The 20,995-nt window shown below is 44.3% G+C and carries 19 protein-coding genes and 2 pseudogenes; 16 read left to right on the top strand and 5 right to left on the bottom strand.

Annotation, left to right across the window (positions count from 1 at the left end):
• The first annotated feature begins 58 nt into the window (after nucleotides 1-58).
• From MOF34_RS05060 to MOF34_RS05050, 3 genes and pseudogenes are all read left to right on the top strand, one after another.
• Nucleotides 59-1,402, top strand: coding sequence for an amino acid permease (locus tag MOF34_RS05060; protein ID WP_268398866.1), 1,344 nt, complete (start codon nucleotides 59-61; stop codon nucleotides 1,400-1,402).
• A gap of 75 nt (nucleotides 1,403-1,477) precedes the next feature.
• Nucleotides 1,478-1,615, top strand: a pseudogene (locus tag MOF34_RS05055) (LysR family transcriptional regulator); the annotation flags it as partial.
• A gap of 156 nt (nucleotides 1,616-1,771) precedes the next feature.
• Nucleotides 1,772-2,782, top strand: coding sequence for an LLM class flavin-dependent oxidoreductase (locus tag MOF34_RS05050; RefSeq protein WP_019715764.1), 1,011 nt, complete (start codon nucleotides 1,772-1,774; stop codon nucleotides 2,780-2,782).
• A 47-nt stretch (nucleotides 2,783-2,829) separates the two neighbouring features.
• Here MOF34_RS05050 and araR read toward each other — a convergent pair whose 3' ends face one another.
• Entirely contained in the window at nucleotides 2,830-3,918 is a 1,089-nt protein-coding gene (araR, locus tag MOF34_RS05045; protein ID WP_268398865.1) for an arabinose utilization transcriptional regulator AraR, read from the bottom strand.
• 203 nt (nucleotides 3,919-4,121) lie between these two features.
• Between araR and araE the strand changes: the two genes are divergently transcribed.
• The 3 genes from araE to gap all read left to right on the top strand — a co-directional run bounded on the left by araE (nucleotide 4,122) and on the right by gap (nucleotide 7,891).
• Nucleotides 4,122-5,516 carry an arabinose-proton symporter AraE gene (gene araE / locus MOF34_RS05040; RefSeq protein ID WP_019715762.1) on the top strand — a complete coding sequence of 465 codons (1,395 nt, stop codon included), beginning with the start codon at nucleotides 4,122-4,124 and terminating at the stop codon, nucleotides 5,514-5,516.
• A gap of 298 nt (nucleotides 5,517-5,814) precedes the next feature.
• Nucleotides 5,815-6,837: a gapA transcriptional regulator CggR gene (gene cggR, locus MOF34_RS05035; protein ID WP_268398863.1), complete on the top strand. Its 1,023-nt coding sequence runs from the start codon at nucleotides 5,815-5,817 to the stop codon at nucleotides 6,835-6,837.
• A gap of 46 nt (nucleotides 6,838-6,883) precedes the next feature.
• On the top strand, nucleotides 6,884-7,891 hold the full coding sequence (gap, locus tag MOF34_RS05030; RefSeq protein WP_003219957.1) for a type I glyceraldehyde-3-phosphate dehydrogenase: 1,008 nt from the start codon (nucleotides 6,884-6,886) through the stop codon (nucleotides 7,889-7,891).
• Nucleotides 7,892-8,003: 112 nt separating this feature from the next.
• On the opposite strand, the gene MOF34_RS05025 is transcribed toward gap, so the two are convergent.
• The gene (locus tag MOF34_RS05025; RefSeq protein ID WP_268398861.1) at nucleotides 8,004-8,186 is read right to left on the bottom strand and encodes a hypothetical protein; all 183 of its coding nucleotides are present in this window, start codon (nucleotides 8,184-8,186) and stop codon (nucleotides 8,004-8,006) included.
• A gap of 22 nt (nucleotides 8,187-8,208) precedes the next feature.
• Here MOF34_RS05025 and MOF34_RS05020 point away from each other — a divergent pair, with 22 nt between their 5' ends.
• The 4 genes from MOF34_RS05020 to eno are packed head-to-tail and all read left to right on the top strand — an operon-like array spanning nucleotide 8,209 to nucleotide 13,034.
• Nucleotides 8,209-9,393 (top strand): phosphoglycerate kinase, encoded by a 1,185-nt coding sequence (locus MOF34_RS05020; RefSeq protein ID WP_268398860.1) that lies wholly within the window; start codon nucleotides 8,209-8,211, stop codon nucleotides 9,391-9,393.
• A 30-nt stretch (nucleotides 9,394-9,423) separates the two neighbouring features.
• Entirely contained in the window at nucleotides 9,424-10,185 is a 762-nt protein-coding gene (gene tpiA, locus MOF34_RS05015; RefSeq protein WP_019715758.1) for a triose-phosphate isomerase, read from the top strand.
• Nucleotides 10,178-11,713, top strand: a complete 1,536-nt coding sequence (gpmI, locus tag MOF34_RS05010) for a 2,3-bisphosphoglycerate-independent phosphoglycerate mutase (protein ID WP_268398858.1) — start codon at nucleotides 10,178-10,180, stop codon at nucleotides 11,711-11,713. The genes tpiA and gpmI overlap by 8 nt, the downstream gene beginning before the upstream one ends.
• Before the next feature lie 28 nt (nucleotides 11,714-11,741).
• Nucleotides 11,742-13,034, top strand: coding sequence for a phosphopyruvate hydratase (gene eno, locus MOF34_RS05005; protein WP_003151625.1), 1,293 nt, complete (start codon nucleotides 11,742-11,744; stop codon nucleotides 13,032-13,034).
• A gap of 40 nt (nucleotides 13,035-13,074) precedes the next feature.
• Here eno and MOF34_RS05000 read toward each other — a convergent pair whose 3' ends face one another.
• Nucleotides 13,075-13,539 (bottom strand): GNAT family N-acetyltransferase, encoded by a 465-nt coding sequence (locus MOF34_RS05000; RefSeq protein WP_268398857.1) that lies wholly within the window; start codon nucleotides 13,537-13,539, stop codon nucleotides 13,075-13,077.
• A 128-nt stretch (nucleotides 13,540-13,667) separates the two neighbouring features.
• On the opposite strand from MOF34_RS05000, the gene MOF34_RS04995 reads away from it, so the two are divergent.
• Nucleotides 13,668-15,473 (top strand): TcaA NTF2-like domain-containing protein, encoded by a 1,806-nt coding sequence (locus MOF34_RS04995; protein ID WP_268398855.1) that lies wholly within the window; start codon nucleotides 13,668-13,670, stop codon nucleotides 15,471-15,473.
• A gap of 38 nt (nucleotides 15,474-15,511) precedes the next feature.
• On the opposite strand, the gene MOF34_RS04990 is transcribed toward MOF34_RS04995, so the two are convergent.
• Nucleotides 15,512-16,210, bottom strand: coding sequence for a zinc ribbon domain-containing protein (locus MOF34_RS04990; protein WP_268398853.1), 699 nt, complete (start codon nucleotides 16,208-16,210; stop codon nucleotides 15,512-15,514).
• 287 nt (nucleotides 16,211-16,497) lie between these two features.
• Here MOF34_RS04990 and MOF34_RS04985 point away from each other — a divergent pair.
• Nucleotides 16,498-16,593: pseudogene (locus tag MOF34_RS04985) on the top strand (hypothetical protein); the annotation flags it as partial.
• Between the two features lie 27 nt (nucleotides 16,594-16,620).
• On the opposite strand, the gene opcR reads toward MOF34_RS04985, so the two are convergent.
• Nucleotides 16,621-17,178, bottom strand: coding sequence for an opuC operon transcriptional regulator OpcR (opcR, locus tag MOF34_RS04980; protein WP_268398852.1), 558 nt, complete (start codon nucleotides 17,176-17,178; stop codon nucleotides 16,621-16,623).
• Nucleotides 17,179-17,440: 262 nt separating this feature from the next.
• Here opcR and opuCA point away from each other — a divergent pair, with 262 nt between their 5' ends.
• The 4 genes from opuCA to opuCD are packed head-to-tail and all read left to right on the top strand — an operon-like array spanning nucleotide 17,441 to nucleotide 20,868.
• Complete coding sequence (gene opuCA / locus MOF34_RS04975) at nucleotides 17,441-18,580, top strand: osmoprotectant ABC transporter ATP-binding protein OpuCA (protein WP_268398851.1); 1,140 nt, start codon at nucleotides 17,441-17,443, stop codon at nucleotides 18,578-18,580.
• Nucleotides 18,581-18,602: 22 nt separating this feature from the next.
• Nucleotides 18,603-19,256, top strand: a complete 654-nt coding sequence (gene opuCB / locus MOF34_RS04970; protein ID WP_268398850.1) for a glycine betaine/carnitine/choline/choline sulfate ABC transporter permease OpuCB — start codon at nucleotides 18,603-18,605, stop codon at nucleotides 19,254-19,256.
• A gap of 14 nt (nucleotides 19,257-19,270) precedes the next feature.
• Entirely contained in the window at nucleotides 19,271-20,182 is a 912-nt protein-coding gene (opuCC, locus tag MOF34_RS04965) for an osmoprotectant ABC transporter substrate-binding lipoprotein OpuCC (RefSeq protein WP_268398849.1), read from the top strand.
• Nucleotides 20,183-20,199: 17 nt separating this feature from the next.
• The gene (opuCD, locus tag MOF34_RS04960; RefSeq protein ID WP_268398848.1) at nucleotides 20,200-20,868 is read left to right on the top strand and encodes a glycine betaine/carnitine/choline/choline sulfate ABC transporter permease OpuCD; all 669 of its coding nucleotides are present in this window, start codon (nucleotides 20,200-20,202) and stop codon (nucleotides 20,866-20,868) included.
• The last annotated feature ends 127 nt before the right edge of the window (nucleotides 20,869-20,995 follow it).

Raw genomic sequence — 20,995 nt, 5'->3', positions numbered from 1 at the left:
TAGATAGGAGACGGCGGGCTTTTTTGTTTTTGAAAATGAGAAGGAGAGGTACAAAAGGATGAAAAAGGACAATCAGACGTTAAAACGCACGATGACGTCCCGCCATATTATGATGATGGCGCTGGGCGGAGCAATCGGTGCAGGTTTATTTAAAGGGAGCAGCTCAGCGATCGATATGGCAGGGCCATCTGTCATTATCGCTTACCTGCTCGGCGGCATTATTTTGCTGTTTATTATGCAGGGGCTCGCGGAAATGGCTGTGCGCAACCGAAACGCCAGAACCTTCCGGGATCTTGTTCAGCAGGTGTTGGGAAATTACCCTGCTTATTTCTTGGATTGGATATACTGGATAATGTGGGTGCTTAACATTGCGGCTGAAGCTGTTGTGGCTGCGATTTTTATTCAATATTGGCTGCCGGGCTGCCCGATCTGGGTTTTGGCATTAGGGATTTCTTTTATTGTCACGATTGTGAACTTGCTTTCTGTTAAAATCTTCGCCGAAACCGAATATTGGCTGGCAATGATCAAGATTACTGTTATTATTGTCTTTATTCTATTAGGGTTGTTGCTCTTATTTGTATCATTCGGTGATCATACAGCTGCCGGGTTTTCAAACCTGACAGAGCACGGCGGATTTTTCCCGCACGGCGGCACAGGGCTGATTACGGCGATGCTTGTTGTGATCTACTCTTACGGCGGTACAGAAATTATCGGTGTGACGCTTGCTGAGACAAAGAACCCGGAAAAGGTTGTCCCGAAAGCTGTCCGAAGCACACTGACACGGATTGTCGCGTTCTACCTGCTGCCGTTTTTCATCATCGTCAGCCTGATTCCATGGAATCAAGTGAATTCCGTTCCGGAAAGTCCTTTCGTCATGGTCTTTAAAATGGTAGGTATTCCGGGCGCGGATCATATCATGAACGCAGTCATTTTGCTGGCGATCATTTCTTCTATGAATTCAGGTTTATACGGATCATCACGCATTTTATATACACAGGCTACTGACGGAAGGCTTCCGAAGATCTTTTCGAAGCTTTCATCGAAAAATGTACCGATGTTTGCGATTCTGATGTGCACTTCCTCTCTATATATTGGCGTATTGATTTCTCTGTTCGCAGGAAGCCAAACGTTTAATTACTTAATGGGATCATTGGGGTATACCGTTTTATTCATTTGGCTGATCATCGGATTCGCTCATTTGAAATCGAGAAAAGAACAAACAGAAACACCGGCTTATTATGTAAAATGGTTCCCGTACACCACATGGTTTGCGATACTGGCGTTACTTGCCATTCTGATCGGCGTCATCCTGACAACGTCAATTGTCATTACCAGCATTACTGCGGCGATCTACCTTTTGATTACAGTTGCATATGTGGTCAAAGGGCGCAAGCATCAGTAAATAAGGAACCCTCTTGTCACATTCGACGACAAGAGGGTTTTTATTATTGTGCAGCTTTATTATTTACACAGATCGCCAGAGCGTGTGGTGACGCGGGATTTGGACACGCAGGTGTACCGTGATGTACAGCTTGCAGTTCCGTCGCTAAAGGAGGCTTCTCTGGCGGCTAAACTATTTATTGATATGGCTCAGGAATTGTTTGCTGCAGAATAAGGTAGCAATCCGTTCGTTTTATATTGTTCGAATTTCATCGAATCAAATTCTTTTATTCCTGATTGCAGTTATGTTATGGTGTGAGAGAAGTCCTTTCGATCATGACTTGACAGCTTGAGGCTGTTTACTGATATCACAATTGCAAAGGAGAAAAACATGTCTACTCAACAACGCAAAGATACCTTGCTTTCTGTCTTGAATTTATCTCCGGTTGTTCAGGGAGGGACGGTTGCAGAATCATTCCAAAACAGCATGGACTTGGCGCGCCGTGCGGAGGAGTGGGGCTATCACCGCTACTGGCTCGCTGAGCATCATAATATAGAAGGTGTCGCAAGCTCTGCCACCGCTGTTCTGATCGGTCATATTGCCGGCGGCACAAAAAAAATTCGCGTCGGCTCCGGCGGCATTATGCTTCCGAATCACTCTTCATTAGTGATTGCTGAGCAATTCGGCACACTTGAAACGCTGTATCCCGGACGGATTGATCTGGGGCTCGGACGTGCGCCGGGAACAGACCAATTGACAGCAAGAGCGCTCCGCAGAAACATCAGCAGCGGTGAAGATTTTCCAGAACAATTAGAGGAACTGCGCAATTACTTTAAACCGTCCGGAAATGTGCGCAATCAAGTTCGCGCCATTCCGGGAGAGGGCATAGATGTGCCGATTTGGCTGCTGGGATCAAGCGGCTTTAGCGCCCGTCTGGCAGGTGAACTGGGTCTTCCGTTTGCATTCGCTGCTCATTTCTCACCGGCCAATACCGTTCCCGCTCTGGAGCTGTACCGCAACTCCTTCAAGCCATCAGAAGTGCTTGATGAGCCGTATGCGATGGTCGGCGTCACCATTATCGCGGCAGATACAAACGAGAAAGCGCAACATCTTGCGACTTCGCATTATCAAAGATTTCTTGACCTTGTCCGCGGCACGCCGAACCAGCTTAAGCCGCCTGTTGAGGATATGGATCAAATCTGGAGCCCATATGAAAAAGCGATGGTCAATGAGCAGCTGAGCTCAACGATTGTCGGCGGCCCGGAAGAAGTGAAGGCGAAGCTCGAAGACTTCGTCAAAACGACACAGGCTGATGAAATTATGGTCAATTCAGAAACCTTTGAACACGCAGATAGAATGCGTTCGTTTGAAATCATTGCAGACGTTTGGAAAAACAGATAACAGCTATAAAAAAAGCAATGTAGAGGGGAGACCCATACATTGCTTTTTTATTCATTCAGTTTTCGCGCCGAATGGCGGATGATTAATTCAGGTTCAAAAGTGACATCTTCCTGATGTGGCCTTTTATGCTCCAGACAGTCAATGACATATTTCGCTGCTGCCTTTCCAAGCGCGGATTTCGGGTGCTTGACAGAGGTTAATTTGACCTCGGAAATTTGCGCAAAATGAGAATCATCATACCCGACGATAGACATATCCTCCGGCACTTTTATATCCATCTCCCGCAGCATATCAATCACCTTCAGCGCAATTTCATCGTTATAACAAAGAATGGCTGTCGGCATATGCCTGCTGTTTTTTTTCAATATGGCCTTCACTTTCTCCAGCAGCCTTGATTCTTTTTCTTCTGTCGTAAATGTCACGATCATATCCGGAGAAGGGAATAACTCACGCTCCCGGTGTGCCTGTATAAACCCGTTCATCCGCTTCACACCTTGTGTGTCATCAGCTTTAAAAATACCCATTATGTGCGTGTGGCCGAGAGAAAGGAGATGCTCCGCCGCCATCATGCCGCCTTTCACATCATTCAAGGTAAAACTCGGTGCGGCAAGCTCAGCATAGGACGCGTTAATCATTGCAAAAGGAATGCCGTTTTTCTCCAAATTCAGATAGTAGCCGATGTTTGGCGTTTGCAGGGCGCTTTTTGTCGGTTCCACGATGAGTCCGTCAATATGCTGGGACAGCAGGTTTTCTAACCCTCTTCTTTCATTGTCTGGGTTGTTGTTTGTGCTTGTCAGCAGCATGGAGTACCCCTGCTCGCTTAAATAAGACTCGATTCCTCTAATGATGCTCGGGAAAATATAGTCTGATATGTAAGTTGTCAGAACACCAATCGTTTTATTGGAGTGCAGCGCTGACTTGGCAGAGCGTGAAGCGACAAAGGTGCCCCCGCCTTGCACACTGTACAGCAGACCTTGTGATACGAGGTCTCCGATTGCTTTGCGAATCGTATGCCGGCTGACGCCAAATTGCTGCATTAATTCATTTTCGGTAGGGATCTTTTGATCAGGCAGTATTTTGCCTTGGTTAATCCATGAACTGATTTCTTCTTTTACTTGCGCGTATTTTGGTAACATATCCATTCCTCCAAAATGTATACGGACAAATTTTAGTATATCACAGCATTCTTTGTAATAAAACATTGACAGAAAATACAAACAGGATTATTCTATATTTGTACGTACTAATTAAATGAAATTTTCGTTAAATTTTAATATAAGTACGTACATTTGCATAGGGAAATGTAAACGCTTTACTCAACATTCGGGAGGGCAGAAAAATGAAGAATACTCCAACTCAATTAGAACCAAATGCTCCTGTAACAAGAAGTCATTCAATGGGATTTGTCATTTTGATCTCATGCGCGGCGGGACTTGGAGGTTTATTGTACGGCTATGACACGGCAGTGATTTCAGGCGCCATCGGCTTTCTGAAAGATTTATACAGCCTGACTCCGTTTATGGAAGGGCTTGTGATTTCCAGCATTATGATCGGAGGAGTGGCCGGCGTCGGAATATCCGGATTTTTAAGCGACAGGTTCGGACGGAGAAAAATTTTAATGACAGCTGCTTTGCTATTTGCGATATCAGCCATCGTTTCAGCGCTTTCTCAAGATGTGACAACTTTAATTATTGCAAGGATTATCGGAGGCCTCGGGATTGGGATGGGCTCATCACTCTCAGTCACGTACATTACAGAAGCCGCGCCGCCTGCCATACGGGGAAGCCTTTCTTCCTTATATCAGCTCTTTACGATATTGGGTATTTCCGCTACGTACTTTATTAATCTCGCTGTGCAGCGTTCCGGAACATATGAATGGGGTGTGCACACCGGCTGGAGATGGATGCTCGCTTATGGAATGGTGCCGTCTGTAATCTTTTTCCTCGTATTGCTCGTCGTGCCTGAAAGTCCGAGATGGCTGGCCAAAGCGGGCAAAACAACTGAAGCGCTAAAGATACTGACACGTATTAATGGAGAAACTGTTGCAAAAGAAGAATTAAAGAATATTGAGAACTCTTTAAAAATAGAACAAATGGGATCTCTCTCCCAGCTTTTCAAGCCGGGGCTCAGAAAGGCGCTTATCATTGGAATCCTGCTGGCGCTGTTTAACCAAGTCATCGGCATGAACGCGATCACTTACTATGGGCCGGAAATCTTTAAAATGATGGGATACGGGCAAAACGCCGGATTTGTGGCAACCTGTATCGTCGGTGTTGTAGAAGTTATTTTTACCGTTATTGCGGTGTTGTTGATTGATAAAGTCGGACGAAAAAAATTGATGTCCATCGGCTCTGCATTTATGGCCATTTTTATGATTTTAATCGGAACGTCGTTCTACTTTCAGTTAACAAACGGACTTATGCTGATCTTCTTTATTTTAGGATTTGTGGCGGCATTTTGTGTATCTGTAGGGCCGATCACATGGATTATGATTTCTGAAATCTTTCCGAATCATCTGCGTGCGCGGGCTGCCGGCATTGCGACCATCTTTTTATGGGGAGCAAACTGGGCGATCGGACAGTTTGTGCCAATGATGATTGACTCATTCGGGCTTGCCTATACATTCTGGATTTTTGCGGTGATTAACGTCCTTTGCTTCCTGTTTGTTGTTACGATCTGTCCGGAAACGAAGAACAAATCGCTCGAAGAGATTGAAAAGCTCTGGATAAAATGAAAACGCTTTAATGTAGAAGGCCCTTCTTTTGGAAGGGCTGTTTATGTTGGGATGCACCTTTTTTCGTTTTCTGTATAAGATATAGATATATAGGAAAAAATAGTGTTGGATAAAACGCTTCGGCATGAAAACTCTGCGAATATTGTCGATGAATTGACTCTTAACAGTTGAATAAACAATTCCACCCTGTTAAAATAATTTAAGAAAGCAGAAATAATTTTTTTTGGCTATGATGGGACGTTTTTTGTCATAGCGGGACATATAATGTCCAGCAAAAAAAGGAAGGAACGTTTGAGTCATGAACCAGTTACTACAAGCTCAAAAAAAATTATTGCCTGATCTTCTGCTCGTTATGCAAAAGAGGTTTGAAATCTTGCAGTATATCAGGCTGACAGAACCCATCGGGCGAAGAAGCCTGTCTGCCAGTCTTGAAATCAGCGAGCGTGTGCTGAGGGGCGAGGTTCAGTTTTTGAAGGAACAGAACCTGGTCGATATTAAAACTAATGGCATGACGTTGACAGAAGAGGGTTATGAACTGCTTTCCGTTCTGGAAGATACGATGAAAGATGTTTTAGGTTTGACTCTTTTGGAAAAGACATTAAAAGAACGTTTAAATCTAAGGGATGCCATTATCGTGTCCGGAGACAGCGATCAATCCCCATGGGTCAAAAAAGAAATGGGAAGAGCAGCTGTCGCATGTATGAAAAAAAGATTTTCAGGCAAAAATATCGTCGCTGTAACTGGCGGTACGACAATTGAAGCTGTCGCCGAAATGATGACGCCGGATTCTAAAAACCGCGAGCTTTTGTTTGTGCCTGCAAGAGGCGGTTTAGGCGAAGACGTGAAAAACCAGGCGAACACCATATGCGCACATATGGCGGAAAAGGCTTCAGGCACTTACCGGCTTTTGTTTGTTCCGGGACAGCTGTCACAAGGCGCCTATTCATCTATTATTGAAGAACCTTCTGTCAAAGAGGTGCTGAACACGATAAAATCAGCGAGTATGCTGGTTCACGGAATCGGCGAAGCTAAAACTATGGCTCAGCGGAGAAACACACCTTTAGAAGACTTAAAGAAGATAGATGATCACGGTGCGGTGACAGAAGCGTTTGGCTACTATTTTAATGTGGACGGCGAAGTGGTCCACAAAGTGCATTCTGTCGGAATGCAGCTGGATGACATAGACGCCATCCCCGATATTATTGCGGTAGCGGGCGGATCATCAAAAGCCGAGGCGATCGAGGCTTACTTTAAAAAGCCCCGAAACACGGTTCTCGTCACAGACGAAGGAGCCGCAAAGAAGTTATTAAGGGATGTATAATCCCTCAATATAAATATCTCTCACTTAATTAAAGGAGGAAACAATCATGGCAGTAAAAGTCGGTATTAACGGTTTTGGTCGTATTGGACGTAACGTATTCCGCGCAGCATTAAACAATCCTGAAGTTGAGGTAGTAGCGGTTAACGATTTAACAGATGCTAACATGCTGGCTCACCTTTTACAATATGATTCTGTACACGGAAAATTAGACGCTGAAGTTTCAGTTGACGGTAACAACCTTGTTGTTAACGGCAAAACAATTGAAGTTTCTGCAGAACGCGATCCTGCTAAACTTAGCTGGGGCAAACAAGGCGTTGAAATCGTAGTTGAATCTACTGGTTTCTTCACAAAACGCGCAGACGCTGCGAAACACTTAGAAGCTGGCGCGAAAAAAGTAATCATCTCTGCTCCTGCTAACGAAGAAGATATCACTATCGTTATGGGTGTTAACGAAGATAAATACGATGCGGCTAACCACGATGTTATCTCTAACGCATCTTGCACAACAAACTGCCTTGCGCCGTTTGCAAAAGTACTTAACGACAAATTCGGCATCAAACGCGGTATGATGACAACTGTTCACTCTTACACAAATGATCAGCAAATCCTTGATCTTCCGCACAAAGACTACCGTCGTGCGCGTGCAGCAGCTGAAAACATCATCCCAACTTCAACTGGTGCTGCTAAAGCAGTTTCTCTAGTTCTTCCTGAACTAAAAGGCAAACTGAACGGTGGAGCAATGCGTGTTCCAACTCCAAACGTTTCTCTAGTTGACTTGGTTGCTGAACTGAACCAAGAAGTAACAGCTGAAGAAGTAAACGCAGCTCTTAAAGAAGCAGCTGAAGGCGATCTTAAAGGAATCCTTGGCTACAGCGAAGAGCCATTAGTTTCTGGCGACTACAACGGAAACAAAAACTCTTCTACAATCGATGCTCTTTCTACAATGGTTATGGAAGGCAGCATGGTAAAAGTAATCTCTTGGTACGATAACGAAAGCGGCTACTCTAACCGCGTTGTTGACCTTGCAGCTTACATCGCAAAAAAAGGTCTTTAATTTATAGCTGAAAAAAGGACCTGGCTTGGTTCTTTCGAATAGAAGCGCTATAATGAAAGCGGACAAGGGAAGGGGACGGACTCCCTTTCCCTTTTTCCATGAAGACCGGCTTTCAGAAAACGTTCTGTGATAGAGAAACGGCCGCTTTTTTAGCAGCTTTGCCGGTGCTTTCGCCTAAGGCCGCTGCCCTGGCTTCAGACGAACTGCCCTGTGCCGAAAAAGACTGCTGATCTGCCCTAGCGGAGTTATCGCTTGACCAGACGGTTTCACGTTTTTCGTGCTGTATGCAAACCATTTTGAAGGAGGATCTCCTAGGCATGAATAAGAAAACTCTCAAAGACATCGACGTAAAAGGCAAAATTGTATTCTGCCGCGTTGACTTTAACGTTCCAATGAAAGACGGGGAAGTAACAGACGATACACGTATCTGTGCTGCGCTTCCAACAATCAAACACCTTGCAGAACAAGGCGCGAAAGTCCTTCTTGCGAGCCACTTAGGCCGCCCGAAAGGCGAAGTGGTTGAGGAGCTTCGTTTAACTCCTGTCGCTGCACGTCTCGGCGAACTGCTTGGCAAAGAAGTGAAAAAAGCAGATGAAGCTTACGGTGATGCTGTAAAAGCACAAATTTCTGACATGAAGGACGGAGACGTTCTTGTACTGGAAAACGTACGTTTCTACCCTGGTGAAGAGAAAAATGATTCTGAGCTTGCAAAAGCATTTGCTGAGCTTGCAGATGTATATGTAAATGACGCATTCGGTGCTGCCCACCGTGCTCACGCATCTACAGCTGGAATTGCCGAGCATCTGCCAGCAGTTGCAGGTTTCTTAATGGAAAAAGAGCTGGACGTACTCGGAAAAGCGGTTTCTAACCCTGACCGCCCGTTCACAGCGATCATCGGCGGAGCAAAAGTAAAGGACAAAATCGGTGTGATCGAAAGTCTTCTTGATAAAGTAGACAACCTGATCATCGGCGGAGGTCTTGCTTATACATTCGTAAAAGCGCTTGGTCATGAAGTCGGTAAATCTCTTCTTGAAGAGGATAAAATCGAGCTTGCGAAATCATTTATGGACCGCGCGAAAGAAAAAGGCGTTAACTTCTACATGCCTGAAGATGTACTCGTTGCAGATGATTTCTCTAACGATGCAAACGTGAAAATTGTGCCGATCTCTGAAATCCCTAGTGATTTAGAAGCAATCGACATTGGTACGAAAACACGCGAAACGTATGCTGACGTCATCAAAAACAGCAAGCTTGTCGTGTGGAACGGACCGATGGGCGTATTCGAAATCGACTTGTTCGCTCAAGGAACAAAAGCGGTAGCGGAAGCATTGGCAGAGGCGAAAGATACATACTCTGTCATCGGTGGAGGAGACTCTGCGGCAGCGGTTGAAAAATTCGGCCTTGCTGACAAAATGAGCCACATCTCAACAGGCGGTGGCGCATCCCTTGAGTTTATGGAAGGCAAAGAGCTTCCAGGGGTAGCTGCACTTAACGATAAATAATCTCAAAACTGCTATAAGGAAGTGGAACAGATGAGAAAACCAATTATCGCCGGTAACTGGAAAATGAACAAAACACTCGGCGAAGCTGTCAGCTTCGTTGAAGAAGTGAAATCTTCCATTCCAGCAGCAGACAAAGCGGAAGCTGTTGTTTGCGCGCCAGCACTTTTCTTAGAAAAGCTTACTTCTGCTGTTAAAGGCACTGACCTAAAAGTCGGCGCACAAAACATGCACTTCGAAGAAAGCGGCGCGTTCACAGGCGAAATCAGCCCGGTTGCTCTTAATGACCTTGGCGTCGACTACTGCGTCATCGGCCACTCTGAGCGCCGTGAAATGTTCGCTGAAACTGATGAAACAGTTAACAAAAAAGCACATGCTGCTTTCAAACACGGCATTGTGCCGATCATCTGTGTAGGTGAAACGCTTGAAGAGCGCGAAGCCGGCAAAACAAATGATCTTGTTGCTGACCAAGTGAAAAAAGGCCTTGCTGGTCTTTCTGAAGAACAAGTTGCTGCTTCTGTTATTGCGTATGAGCCAATCTGGGCAATCGGAACAGGCAAATCTTCTACAGCAAAAGATGCGAACGACGTGTGTGCGCATATCCGTAAAACCGTCGCTGAAAGCTTCAGCCAAGAAGCTGCAGATAAGCTTCGCATCCAATATGGCGGAAGCGTAAAGCCTGCAAACATTAAAGAATATATGGCAGAGTCCGATATTGACGGTGCTTTGGTCGGCGGCGCGAGCCTTGAGCCACAGTCATTCGTTCAATTATTGGAGGAAGGTCAATATGAGTAAAAAACCAGCTGCACTCATCATTCTTGATGGGTTCGGATTACGTAACGAAACAGTAGGAAACGCAGTCGCTTTAGCGAAAAAACCGAATTTTGACCGCTACTGGAACCAGTATCCTCATCAAACATTGACTGCTTCAGGCGAGGCTGTTGGTCTTCCTGACGGACAAATGGGGAACTCCGAAGTGGGTCACTTAAATATCGGTGCGGGACGTATTGTGTACCAAAGCTTAACACGCGTAAATGTTGCCATTCGTGAAGGAGAGTTCGAACGCAATCAAACATTCCTTGACGCGATTAACAACGCGAAAGAAAACAACAAAGCCCTGCACCTGTTCGGCCTTTTATCAGACGGCGGCGTGCACAGCCATATCAATCATTTGTTCGCATTGTTAAAGCTTGCGAAAAATGAAGGGCTGACAAAGGTTTACATTCATGGTTTCCTTGACGGCCGTGATGTAGGTCCGCAAACAGCGAAAACATACATCAACCAGCTGAACGAACAAATGGAGGAAATCGGTGTTGGAGAAATCGCCAGCATTTCCGGACGCTACTACTCAATGGACCGCGACAAACGCTGGGACCGTGTAGAAAAAGCGTACCGCGCAATGACGTACGGCGAAGGCCCAACATACCGCAGCGCAATGGATGTTGTTGATGATTCTTATGCGAACGGAATCTATGATGAATTCGTGATTCCGTCTGTAATCACAAAGGAAAACGGTGAGCCTGTTGCGACAATCCAAGACGGCGATTCTGTGATTTTCTATAATTTCAGACCAGACCGCGCGATTCAGATTTCCAACACGTTCACAAACAAAGATTTCCGTGATTTCGACCGCGGTGAAAATCATCCGGAAAACCTGCATTTCGTCTGCCTGACTCACTTCAGTGAAACAGTTGACGGCTATGTAGCGTTTAAACCGATAAATCTCGATAACACAGTCGGAGAAGTATTATCACAGCACGGATTAAAACAGCTTCGAATTGCAGAAACTGAAAAGTATCCGCACGTCACGTTCTTTATGAGCGGCGGCCGTGAAGCTGAATTCCCGGGTGAAGAGCGTATTCTCATCAACTCGCCGAAAGTTGCAACATATGACTTGAAGCCTGAAATGAGTGCGTATGAAGTAAAGGACGCGCTTGTCAAAGAAATTGAAGCTGACAAACATGACGCGATCATTCTTAACTTCGCAAACCCTGATATGGTCGGCCACTCCGGAATGGTTGAACCAACAATTAAAGCAATTGAAGCAGTGGACGAATGCTTAGGCGAAGTCGTTGACGCGATTCTCGCTAAAGGCGGACATGCTATCATTACCGCTGATCACGGTAATGCTGACATTCTGGTTACAGAATCAGGCGAACCGCACACTGCGCATACGACAAACCCAGTCCCTGTTATTGTTACGAAGGAAGGCATCACGTTGCGTGAAGGCGGAATCCTAGGCGACCTTGCACCAACGTTATTAGACCTTCTCGGTGTTGAAAAACCGAAAGAAATGACAGGAACATCGTTAATTCAAAAATAATTTGAAATCAAAAGGAGAGACAAAACTCATGCCATACATTGTTGATGTTTATGCACGCGAAGTACTAGACTCCCGCGGTAACCCAACAGTTGAAGTTGAAGTATATACAGAAACAGGAGCTTTCGGCCGCGCACTAGTGCCGAGCGGAGCTTCTACAGGTGAATACGAAGCAGTTGAGCTTCGTGACGGCGACAAAGACCGTTACCTTGGAAAAGGCGTGTTAACAGCTGTTAACAACGTAAATGAAATCATTGCCCCAGAGCTTCTTGGCTTTGATGTAACTGAACAAAACGCAATCGATCAGCTTTTAATCGAGCTTGATGGTACTGAAAACAAAGGCAAACTTGGTGCGAACGCAATTCTTGGCGTATCTATGGCTTGCGCGCGCGCAGCTGCTGATTTCTTACAGATTCCTCTTTACCAATACCTTGGAGGATTTAACTCAAAAACGCTTCCTGTACCGATGATGAACATCGTAAACGGCGGAGAGCATGCTGATAACAACGTAGATATTCAAGAATTCATGATCATGCCTGTAGGTGCTCCTAACTTCCGTGAAGCACTACGCATGGGCGCTCAAATCTTCCACAGCCTGAAATCAGTTCTTTCTGCTAAAGGAATGAACACAGCTGTAGGTGATGAAGGCGGATTCGCTCCAAACCTTGGTTCTAACGAAGAAGCGCTTCAAACAATCGTTGAAGCAATCGAAAAAGCCGGCTTCAAACCTGGCGAAGAAGTAAAACTTGCTATGGATGCTGCATCTTCTGAGTTCTACAACAAAGAAGACGGCAAATACCATCTGTCTGGTGAAGGCGTTGTGAAAACATCTGCTGAAATGGTTGACTGGTATGAAGAAATGGTTTCTAAATACCCAATCATCTCTATCGAAGATGGACTTGACGAAAACGACTGGGAAGGCCACAAGCTTCTTACTGAGCGTCTTGGCAAAAAAGTTCAGCTTGTTGGTGACGACCTCTTCGTTACAAACACGAAAAAACTTGCTGAAGGCATCAAAAACGGCGTAGGCAACTCTATCCTGATCAAAGTAAACCAAATCGGTACATTGACTGAAACATTCGATGCAATCGAAATGGCGAAACGCGCAGGCTACACAGCTGTTATCTCTCACCGTTCTGGTGAAACTGAAGACAGCACAATCGCTGACATCGCTGTGGCAACAAACGCAGGACAAATCAAAACAGGTGCTCCGTCTCGTACGGACCGTGTTGCGAAATACAACCAGCTTCTTCGCATCGAAGATCAGTTGGCTGAAACTGCTCAATACCACGGTATTAACTCTTTCTACAACTTAAACAAGTAATAAAATGACCGCCGAGGTTTTTCTCGGCGGTTTTTTGTTTTTAGAGATCCAAGTAAAGCCTCACCATATCACGGCATTGAATGCCATTTTCAAAGATCTCCTCATCATAGTGTCTAATGAAAAAATCATGGTCGATCGCCTGAAGGCGAAATCCGCATTTTTGATAAAGAGACAGCTGATGGATGCTGGAATTTCCAGTGCCAATCTCTATCACCTTTGCCCCCATTTGTTTCGCTTTTTCAATGGCGTTGCAGATAAGAAGTTTGCCAATGCCCTGTTTTTGCATTGTTTCTTTTACTGCTATGTTTACGATTTCTACAGTTTGCGGTCTAGTTGTGATGATTACGTATACACCGGCTAATTCGCCCGATAGATAAGCTGTGTAGCATTCTCCTCTGGCAATGTATTCATCAACAATTTCTTTCGACGGATCTGCGAGCAGCAGAAGCTCATACAGCGCTTGGTCATAGTTTGTAGCCTTTTGAATGGAGAGCTGTTGCAACATGATTCCACCTTTTCATATTTTATAGAGATATTTTCATGAATTCCTCCAATTCCATACCATTCTATTATAAAATATGTAATATAGGAAATATGTACAAAATAGTGGAAAACAAACAGGAGGAAAGTCACATGTTTTGTAAGGAATGCGGTCAAAAAAATAATAAAGGCGCCAATTTTTGTAAAGAATGCGGCACCCCGATAGGAGGGAGCAGCAAACAGGCAAATCAAGAAACAGCAAGCACTGCTGAAACGAGGCAGGCTCCGCGAAAGCCAATCCCTAAGAAAACCATCATTTTATGGAGCAGCATTGCCGCAGCGTGCGTTATATTATTTGCCGCATATAAAACCGGAGCGTACTTTACTTCAAAGGATAGGTTAATTGACAGGTTTGAACAAGCCGTAAATGATGAGGATAAGGACCAAGTCGCTTCTCTTCTCACACCGGTAAATGACAAGCTTAAGCTCACTAAAAACAATGTAAAACCGTTTCTTACATATTTGAAGGACCATCCAGACAAAAAAGATGAACTTTTTGCATCGCTGCGTGATGAAACAGCCCAGAAGGATATCGTATATGCGGAGAAAGACGGGAAAAGCTTGCTGGTATTTGACCATTACGACTTAAAGGTAGCACCGGTTTATTTTGAAGTGACCAGCAATTATAAAAATACTGATCTATATGTCAATAAAGAGGATGCCGGATCTGTAAGGAAAGCGGATCAAGCACAAACCCTCGGACCGTACATTCCCGGTGAATATACAGTCTCAGCCAAACTGAAAAACGATGTCGTCGATCTTGTGAAAAAGGAAGACATTCAGGCAGTTGGCGATAACAGCTTTCGTGTGGATCTTTCATTGGAAGCAGACGATGTGACATTCAGCTTAGCAGATGAAATCAAAAGCGGGAAGGGAGATTTGCTGATTAACGGCAAGTCGATTCATAAAGACCCGTTCAAAACTTTTACATACGGCCCTCTTTTGACTGATGGCAGTATGACGGCGACTGTGAAAACTGATTTTCCATGGGGAAAGCAAACGACTGAAGCAATGCCAATTACTGATAGCAACATGAAGATGAGATTAGTTCCTGATAAAGAAACAAAAGAAAACATCATAGAAACCATTAATAAGGCGACTGAGCAATACACGGCTGCTTTTTCTAATGGAAAAACTGAACAGATGACAAATGCCGTATCCGATGTTAAAGCTCAAACGAAAAAACAAATTTCAGAGATGAAGAGCAATCATATGTATTATAAGGATAAGTATATAGAAACAGATTATGATCTCGATTCATTTGCTATTTCACAGAGCGACAAGGGACAATGGATTGTTTCAGTGAACGGAAATGAACTTCACGAATCAGCTTATTTTGATGATTATACAGAACCTGAGATGACACAAGAACATACAGCTTATCGTTATTATTTGTCATATGATAAAAAACAAAAAGAATGGAAGCTTGAGAGCGCGGAGACCACTTCTGAAGCCATAGGAGACCATATAAAAACTCTAAAAAATGAAAACCCTAAAGTATACACCTCCGCTTGGGCATCATCAAATGAGTCCAAAGTGAATTCCGGCACACTTACAAAAGAGCAAGTGACATCATTTATGGTTGATTATCTGACAAATCAATCAAGCGCTGTGAATTTAAATAAATTTGCAGTGATGGAAGGCAATTTAGAAAAAGGAAGCACATTATATGCTGATCAGCAGAAACTAGTTAAGAAATTGTACAGCGAGGGGACGACTGAAGTATTTATTGATGTAGAGGTCAAAAACTTTAGTCAAAGCGGTTCGAATATCACAATTAAAACATACGAAGAATTCGAAATCACAAAATCAGGCGGCAGTCCAAAACTGAAAACCTATAACTGGACCTACACAGGCACAGTCAGGGACGGAAGAATTTACTTAACGTCTATTCAATAAAAAACAACCCCATCATCAGCAGGTGATGGGGTTGTTTTTTAAAAGAGCATATAACGGAAAATCTCCTTGACATAGTGTTCGATCATAAGCTGAAATGTTATGCATGTGATTAGATAAATCACTATCGTTGAGTAAATGACATCAACCTTTCCTTTATATGAATGCTGGTAATTGCTCAGCATCGCAGGAGGAATGGCAAAGAATGCTCCAATTAAACCAACAGCTAAAATAGTGAAGCAAATGTCTGTATGTAATAAAAAGAATAAAAGGGCAATAATCAAAATAGCCGTAAACGGAATGAGAAACGCACCAAATCTAGAAAATGAATCTTTGAAAGATACTGGGTTTCCCGCGATTTTCAAGGCGAAAAAGATTAATGCATGCAAACCGAAAATAAACAGGGCAAAGTAAATGGTTGGCTCTAAAAAGACTGCTGTAAAGCTTACGCTGCCGGGACCGTCTGAAAAAAGAATATAAAACATCAAAGGGGTCAGTAAACTGAACAGAACCATTGTAATAATCGCGCTAATCAGCTGTTCTCCGCCTGTTGTTTTACATTCCTGGTAAGGGCGTTTCAGGACGGCCAGGACAAATGAGCCAAACTGTTTTGCTGCTTGTTTTGCAGCAGCTCCGGCTTGCGCCGCCTGCGGTTGGCCTGATTGACCAGGAAGCGGTGATCCGCATTTCTCACAAAAATTTCCGCCATCTGTTTGATGGCCGCATTGAGGACAATACATAAAATAACTCCTTTATCTGTAATATAGGGATAATAGACTACTAGATTTATTATAAAAGAAAAAAAGTTGTAAAGTAACCAATATTCATACAAAAATACCACATAAAAAAGATACAAGCGCAATAGCAGCTGTGACTTTTTTATGCTAGTTATTCATATATTTCTCACATCCATCTCCAAAGTCCTTAAGTTGATACCGCACAGCGAACGGATGTCAGCCAAGTGAATCCGAAGATTGATTAAAATATCATTTTATAGATTGCTTCACCGATGTGTCTTTTAATACGTGAGGTGAACGTCATTACTAGACTGATGGAATTAATCTTGGCGGTCGTTGCGGTCGGAATGATTGGTGCCGGGCTAAAAGTATGTTTCCGATTTTTAAGGCCATATTGCAAAAGGCAGTTCCCTTTACTTCAGGGAGCTGCTTTCTTTTGTTTTCGGCACGTATTGAAAAACTTCCTCACTCTCAAAAAACACAATCAATCTGCTCAGCCAGTCATAGTAATGGAGCCATTCTCTTAATTCATTGAGCAGTTGATTGACTTTCTCTTCCGCTTCGGGGATAAGCCCGTCCCTTTGTAAAAGATCAGTCAGCTCCCGGTTTAATTTTTTATACAGCACTTTGTTTTTACTCACGACCTTTGTCCAGTTCGCCGCAAATAAAGAAATGAAGGTTTGATAATAATCCTGCTCAACGTCATAAAGGTCTTTTCGTACGCCTTTTTCAAACACCTTTTCGGCAATATTGGCATCAATCATTTCACGGACAACCTGGCTCATCCGTGTTTTGCTCATGCCTGTTGCCTCAGAGAGCTCGCTTAAGGTCATCGGTTTTCGATTCATATAAATAATTCCAAGCACACGCCCGACAGTTGAAGGCATCCCAAACGTATGCATATTATCGGCAATCTTCTCAATGAGATGCTCTTCAGCATGTTCAATGATGTCGAGAGCAGTTTTTTCCACAGCTGATCATCCCTTCAAATGGCAATTGATGGTGTCAATATATCATATTTCTGTCAGTTGTTGAAAACAGTTGTATGCGGAGGATGAGGGAGGTATCCGGCGTAATTGTAAGAACACCCTCTCCGTCTTGATCATAACAATAAATAACCTGTAAATAACATATAATTTGAACACATTGTAAACTTTTTATTTTATAAAGTTCAAACTATAATAAAGATTATACTTTTCAGAAAATTAAAGAGAACCTGCGGAGGTGCACGGATTGCTGAAATTGGAACAAGTGTCAAAAGTATATAAGGGCGGCAAAAAAGCTGTGAACAGCATCGATTTAGATATTGCCAAGGGTGAATTTATCTGTTTTATCGGCCCGAGCGGCTGCGGAAAAACGACAACGATGAAGATGATTAACAGACTGATCGAACCATCGTCGGGAAGGATCTTTATCGACGGAGAAAATATTATGGAGCAGGATCCGGTTGAACTGAGGAGAAAAATCGGCTATGTGATTCAGCAGATCGGTCTGTTCCCCCACATGACCATTCAGCAGAACATCTCACTTGTGCCGAAGCTGCTGAAATGGCCAGAAGAAAAACGGAAAGAACGGGCGAGAGAGCTGTTAAAGCTCGTGGATATGGGCCCGGAATATTTAGACCGTTATCCTCATGAGCTCAGCGGCGGACAGCAGCAAAGAATAGGCGTGCTGCGCGCACTGGCTGCGGAACCCCCTCTCATTTTAATGGATGAACCGTTCGGAGCGCTTGATCCGATTACGCGTGATTCCCTTCAGGAAGAATTTAAAAAACTGCAAAGAACACTAAACAAAACCATTGTGTTTGTCACCCACGATATGGATGAAGCGATTAAGCTCGCTGACCGGATCGTGATTTTGAAAGCGGGCGAAATCGTTCAAGTCGGCACACCTGATGAGATTCTCCGGAAACCGGCAAATGAATTTGTTGAAGAATTTATCGGAAAAGAACGCTTGATCCAGACTAGGCCTGAAATGGAGCGGGTTGAGCAAATGATGAACAGAACACCTGTAACTGTATCAGCGGATAAAACGCTTTCTCAGGCGATTCAACTGATGAGAGAAAGACGTGTCGACTCGCTGCTTGTTGTGGACCGGCAAAATGTGCTGAAGGGCTATGTTGATGTTGAAATGATTGATCAAAACCGCAAAAAAGCGAGCGTCGTTGGTGATGTATACCGCTCTGATATATATACCGTACAAAAAGGGGCACTTCTTCGCGATACGGTCCGAAAAATCTTGAAGCAGGGAATCAAGTATGTTCCTGTGGTGGATGAACAGAACCATTTAGCAGGAATTGTCACGAGAGCGAGCCTTGTTGATATCGTATACGATTCTATATGGGGCGAGGAAGACCAACTCATGACGATTTGACCAGGGGAGGAGCTCTTTTAAGATGAATCAAATGATGACTTTTTTGCAAACGAACGGCGGAGAGCTGCTGTATAAAACAGGAGAGCATTTATCTATTTCACTCATAGCCGTTGTATTAGGCATTATCGTAGCAGTGCCGCTTGGTGTCGCTCTCATTAGAATGAAAAAAGGCGCAGGTGCGATTATAGGTGCCGTCAATATTGTGCAAACCTTGCCGAGTCTGGCGATTTTAGCCTTTTTTATTCCGCTTCTCGGTGTAGGAAAAGTGCCTGCGATTGTCGCTTTATTTTTCTATTCGGTGCTGCCGATCCTGCGTAATACGTATACCGGCATCAAAGGTGTAAACAAAAATCTGCTGGAATCAGGCAAAGGGATAGGCATGACCGGGTGGGAGCAGATTCGGCTCGTCGAAATCCCGCTGGCGATTCCGATCATCATGGCGGGAATCCGTACGTCAACGATTTATTTAATCGGCTGGGCGACACTTGCGTCGTTTATCGGCGGCGGCGGTCTCGGTGACTACATTTTTATCGGCCTGAACCTGTATCAGCCTGAATATATCATTGGTGGCGCTGTGCCGGTCACGATCTTGGCCATTATCATTGATTATATGCTGGCTGTGACAGAAAGAAAGGTGACGCCGAAAGGATTGCAAGGGATGAAGGAAGTTTCGTAAGGGAGTTGGCTCTGTTGAAAACGAAAAAAATCAAATGGCTTGGCGCTCTCGCCTTTGTCCTGCTGCTGAGCGGCTGTTCTTTGCCGGGACTCGGCGGCGCTTCAGACGACACGATCAAAATCGGGGCGCAAAGCATGACAGAATCAGAAATTGTAGCGAATATGATCGCGCAGCTTATTGAACATGATACAGATTTGAATACCGCTTTAGTAAAAAACCTCGGGTCAAACTATGTACAGCACCAAGCAATGCTGGGCGGTGACATTGATATTGCTGCCACGCGCTATTCCGGAACCGATTTAACAAGCACCCTCGCCAAGGAAGCGGAAACGGATCCGAAAAAAGCGCTGAACATTGTGCAGAACGAGTTTAAAAAGCGCTTTTCCTATAAATGGTTTGATTCCTACGGGTTTGATAACACTTATGCCTTTACCGTGACAAAAAAATTTGCGGAAAAGGAGCAAATTCACACCGTGTCTGACCTGAAAAAAAACGCTTCTCAATACAAACTGGGCGTTGACAATGCCTGGCTGAAACGAAAAGGCGACGGATATAAAGGCTTTGTCAGCACATATGGCTTTGAGTTCGGCACCACTTATCCGATGCAGATCGGGCTTGTCTATGACGCCGTCAAAAATGGGAAAATGGATGCCGTTCTGGCTTATTCAACGGATGGACGGATTAAAGCCTATGATCTGAAAATCTTAAAAGACGATAAGCATTTCTTCCCGCCGTATGACTGTTCACCTGTGATTCCGGAAAAGGTGCTCAAGGAGCATCCAGAGCTTGAAGGTGTGATCAACAAGCTGATTGGGCAAATCGATACGGAAACGATGCAGGGGCTTAACTATGAGGTGGATGGCAAGCTGAAGGAGCCGTCTGTCGTAGCGAAGGAATTTTTAGAGAAACATCATTATTTTGACTAAGAAAAGAGGTGGACCATATGGAAGTACTACAGCAGCTTGGCACTTACTATTCGCAAAACGGCGGTTACGTGCTGCAGGAGTTTTACCGCCATTTTCTGATGTCGGTGTACGGCGTTTTATTTGCCGCCATTGTTGGAATTCCGCTCGGCATTCTGATCGCCAGATACAGAACATTAAGCGGATGGATTTTTGCGATCACGAACGTCATTCAGACCATCCCGGCTCTCGCCATGCTCGCCGTGCTGATGCTTGTCATGGGGCTGGGCGCTAATACGGTGATATTGTCATTATTTCTGTATTCTCTTCTGCCGATTATCAGAAATACGTATACAGGCATTATCAGCATTGAACACGCTTATCTTGAATCCGGTAAAGCGATGGGAATGACAACATTTCAAGTGCTGCGAATGGTCGAGCTTCCGCTTGCGCTTTCTGTTATTATGGCTGGCCTCCGTACCGCTCTTGTCATTGCGATCGGCATTACAGCGATCGGGACATTTGTCGGTGCAGGCGGTCTCGGAGATATCATCGTCAGGGGATCAAATGCAACAAATGGAACTGCGATTATTTTGGCGGGGGCAATCCCCACGGCTCTGATGGCAGTGATTGCCGATTTAATCATGGGCTGGCTTGAACGCTCGTTAAGCCCAATTAAAAAGAAGAAAAATCTGGCCGGCGCCGCATAGGAAAAAACGCCTTGTGAATGAAGTGCACCCCAAATTTTAGACACAGTCTAAAATTTGGAGGTGCTTTTTCTTTTGGCTAAATTTAAAAACGAAGAAAAAATCAACGCGGTCTTACGCTATATAAACG

Source organism: Bacillus sp. T17B1, assembly GCF_026796395.1.
Lineage (GTDB): Bacteria > Bacillota > Bacilli > Bacillales > Bacillaceae > Bacillus > Bacillus spizizenii_A.
This window is presented reverse-complemented; position numbering and strand designations above follow the sequence as displayed.

Bases quoted from the DNA above. Each gene is read 5' to 3' on its own strand.
- cggR (WP_268398863.1), top strand. From the start codon at position 5,815: ATGAACCAGTTACTACAAGCTCAAAAAAAATTATTGCCTGATCTTCTG.
- opuCB (WP_268398850.1), top strand. From the start codon at position 18,603: ATGAATCAAATGATGACTTTTTTGCAAACGAACGGCGGAGAGCTGCTG.
- araE (WP_019715762.1), top strand. From the start codon at position 4,122: ATGAAGAATACTCCAACTCAATTAGAACCAAATGCTCCTGTAACAAGA.
- MOF34_RS05025 (WP_268398861.1), bottom strand. From the start codon at position 8,186: ATGGTTTGCATACAGCACGAAAAACGTGAAACCGTCTGGTCAAGCGAT.
- gap (WP_003219957.1), top strand. From the start codon at position 6,884: ATGGCAGTAAAAGTCGGTATTAACGGTTTTGGTCGTATTGGACGTAAC.
- MOF34_RS04995 (WP_268398855.1), top strand. From the start codon at position 13,668: ATGTTTTGTAAGGAATGCGGTCAAAAAAATAATAAAGGCGCCAATTTT.
- tpiA (WP_019715758.1), top strand. From the start codon at position 9,424: ATGAGAAAACCAATTATCGCCGGTAACTGGAAAATGAACAAAACACTC.
- MOF34_RS05020 (WP_268398860.1), top strand. From the start codon at position 8,209: ATGAATAAGAAAACTCTCAAAGACATCGACGTAAAAGGCAAAATTGTA.
- eno (WP_003151625.1), top strand. From the start codon at position 11,742: ATGCCATACATTGTTGATGTTTATGCACGCGAAGTACTAGACTCCCGC.
- gpmI (WP_268398858.1), top strand. From the start codon at position 10,178: ATGAGTAAAAAACCAGCTGCACTCATCATTCTTGATGGGTTCGGATTA.
- araR (WP_268398865.1), bottom strand. From the start codon at position 3,918: ATGTTACCAAAATACGCGCAAGTAAAAGAAGAAATCAGTTCATGGATT.
- MOF34_RS05050 (WP_019715764.1), top strand. From the start codon at position 1,772: ATGTCTACTCAACAACGCAAAGATACCTTGCTTTCTGTCTTGAATTTA.
- MOF34_RS05060 (WP_268398866.1), top strand. From the start codon at position 59: ATGAAAAAGGACAATCAGACGTTAAAACGCACGATGACGTCCCGCCAT.
- MOF34_RS04990 (WP_268398853.1), bottom strand. From the start codon at position 16,210: ATGTATTGTCCTCAATGCGGCCATCAAACAGATGGCGGAAATTTTTGT.
- opuCD (WP_268398848.1), top strand. From the start codon at position 20,200: ATGGAAGTACTACAGCAGCTTGGCACTTACTATTCGCAAAACGGCGGT.
- MOF34_RS05000 (WP_268398857.1), bottom strand. From the start codon at position 13,539: ATGTTGCAACAGCTCTCCATTCAAAAGGCTACAAACTATGACCAAGCG.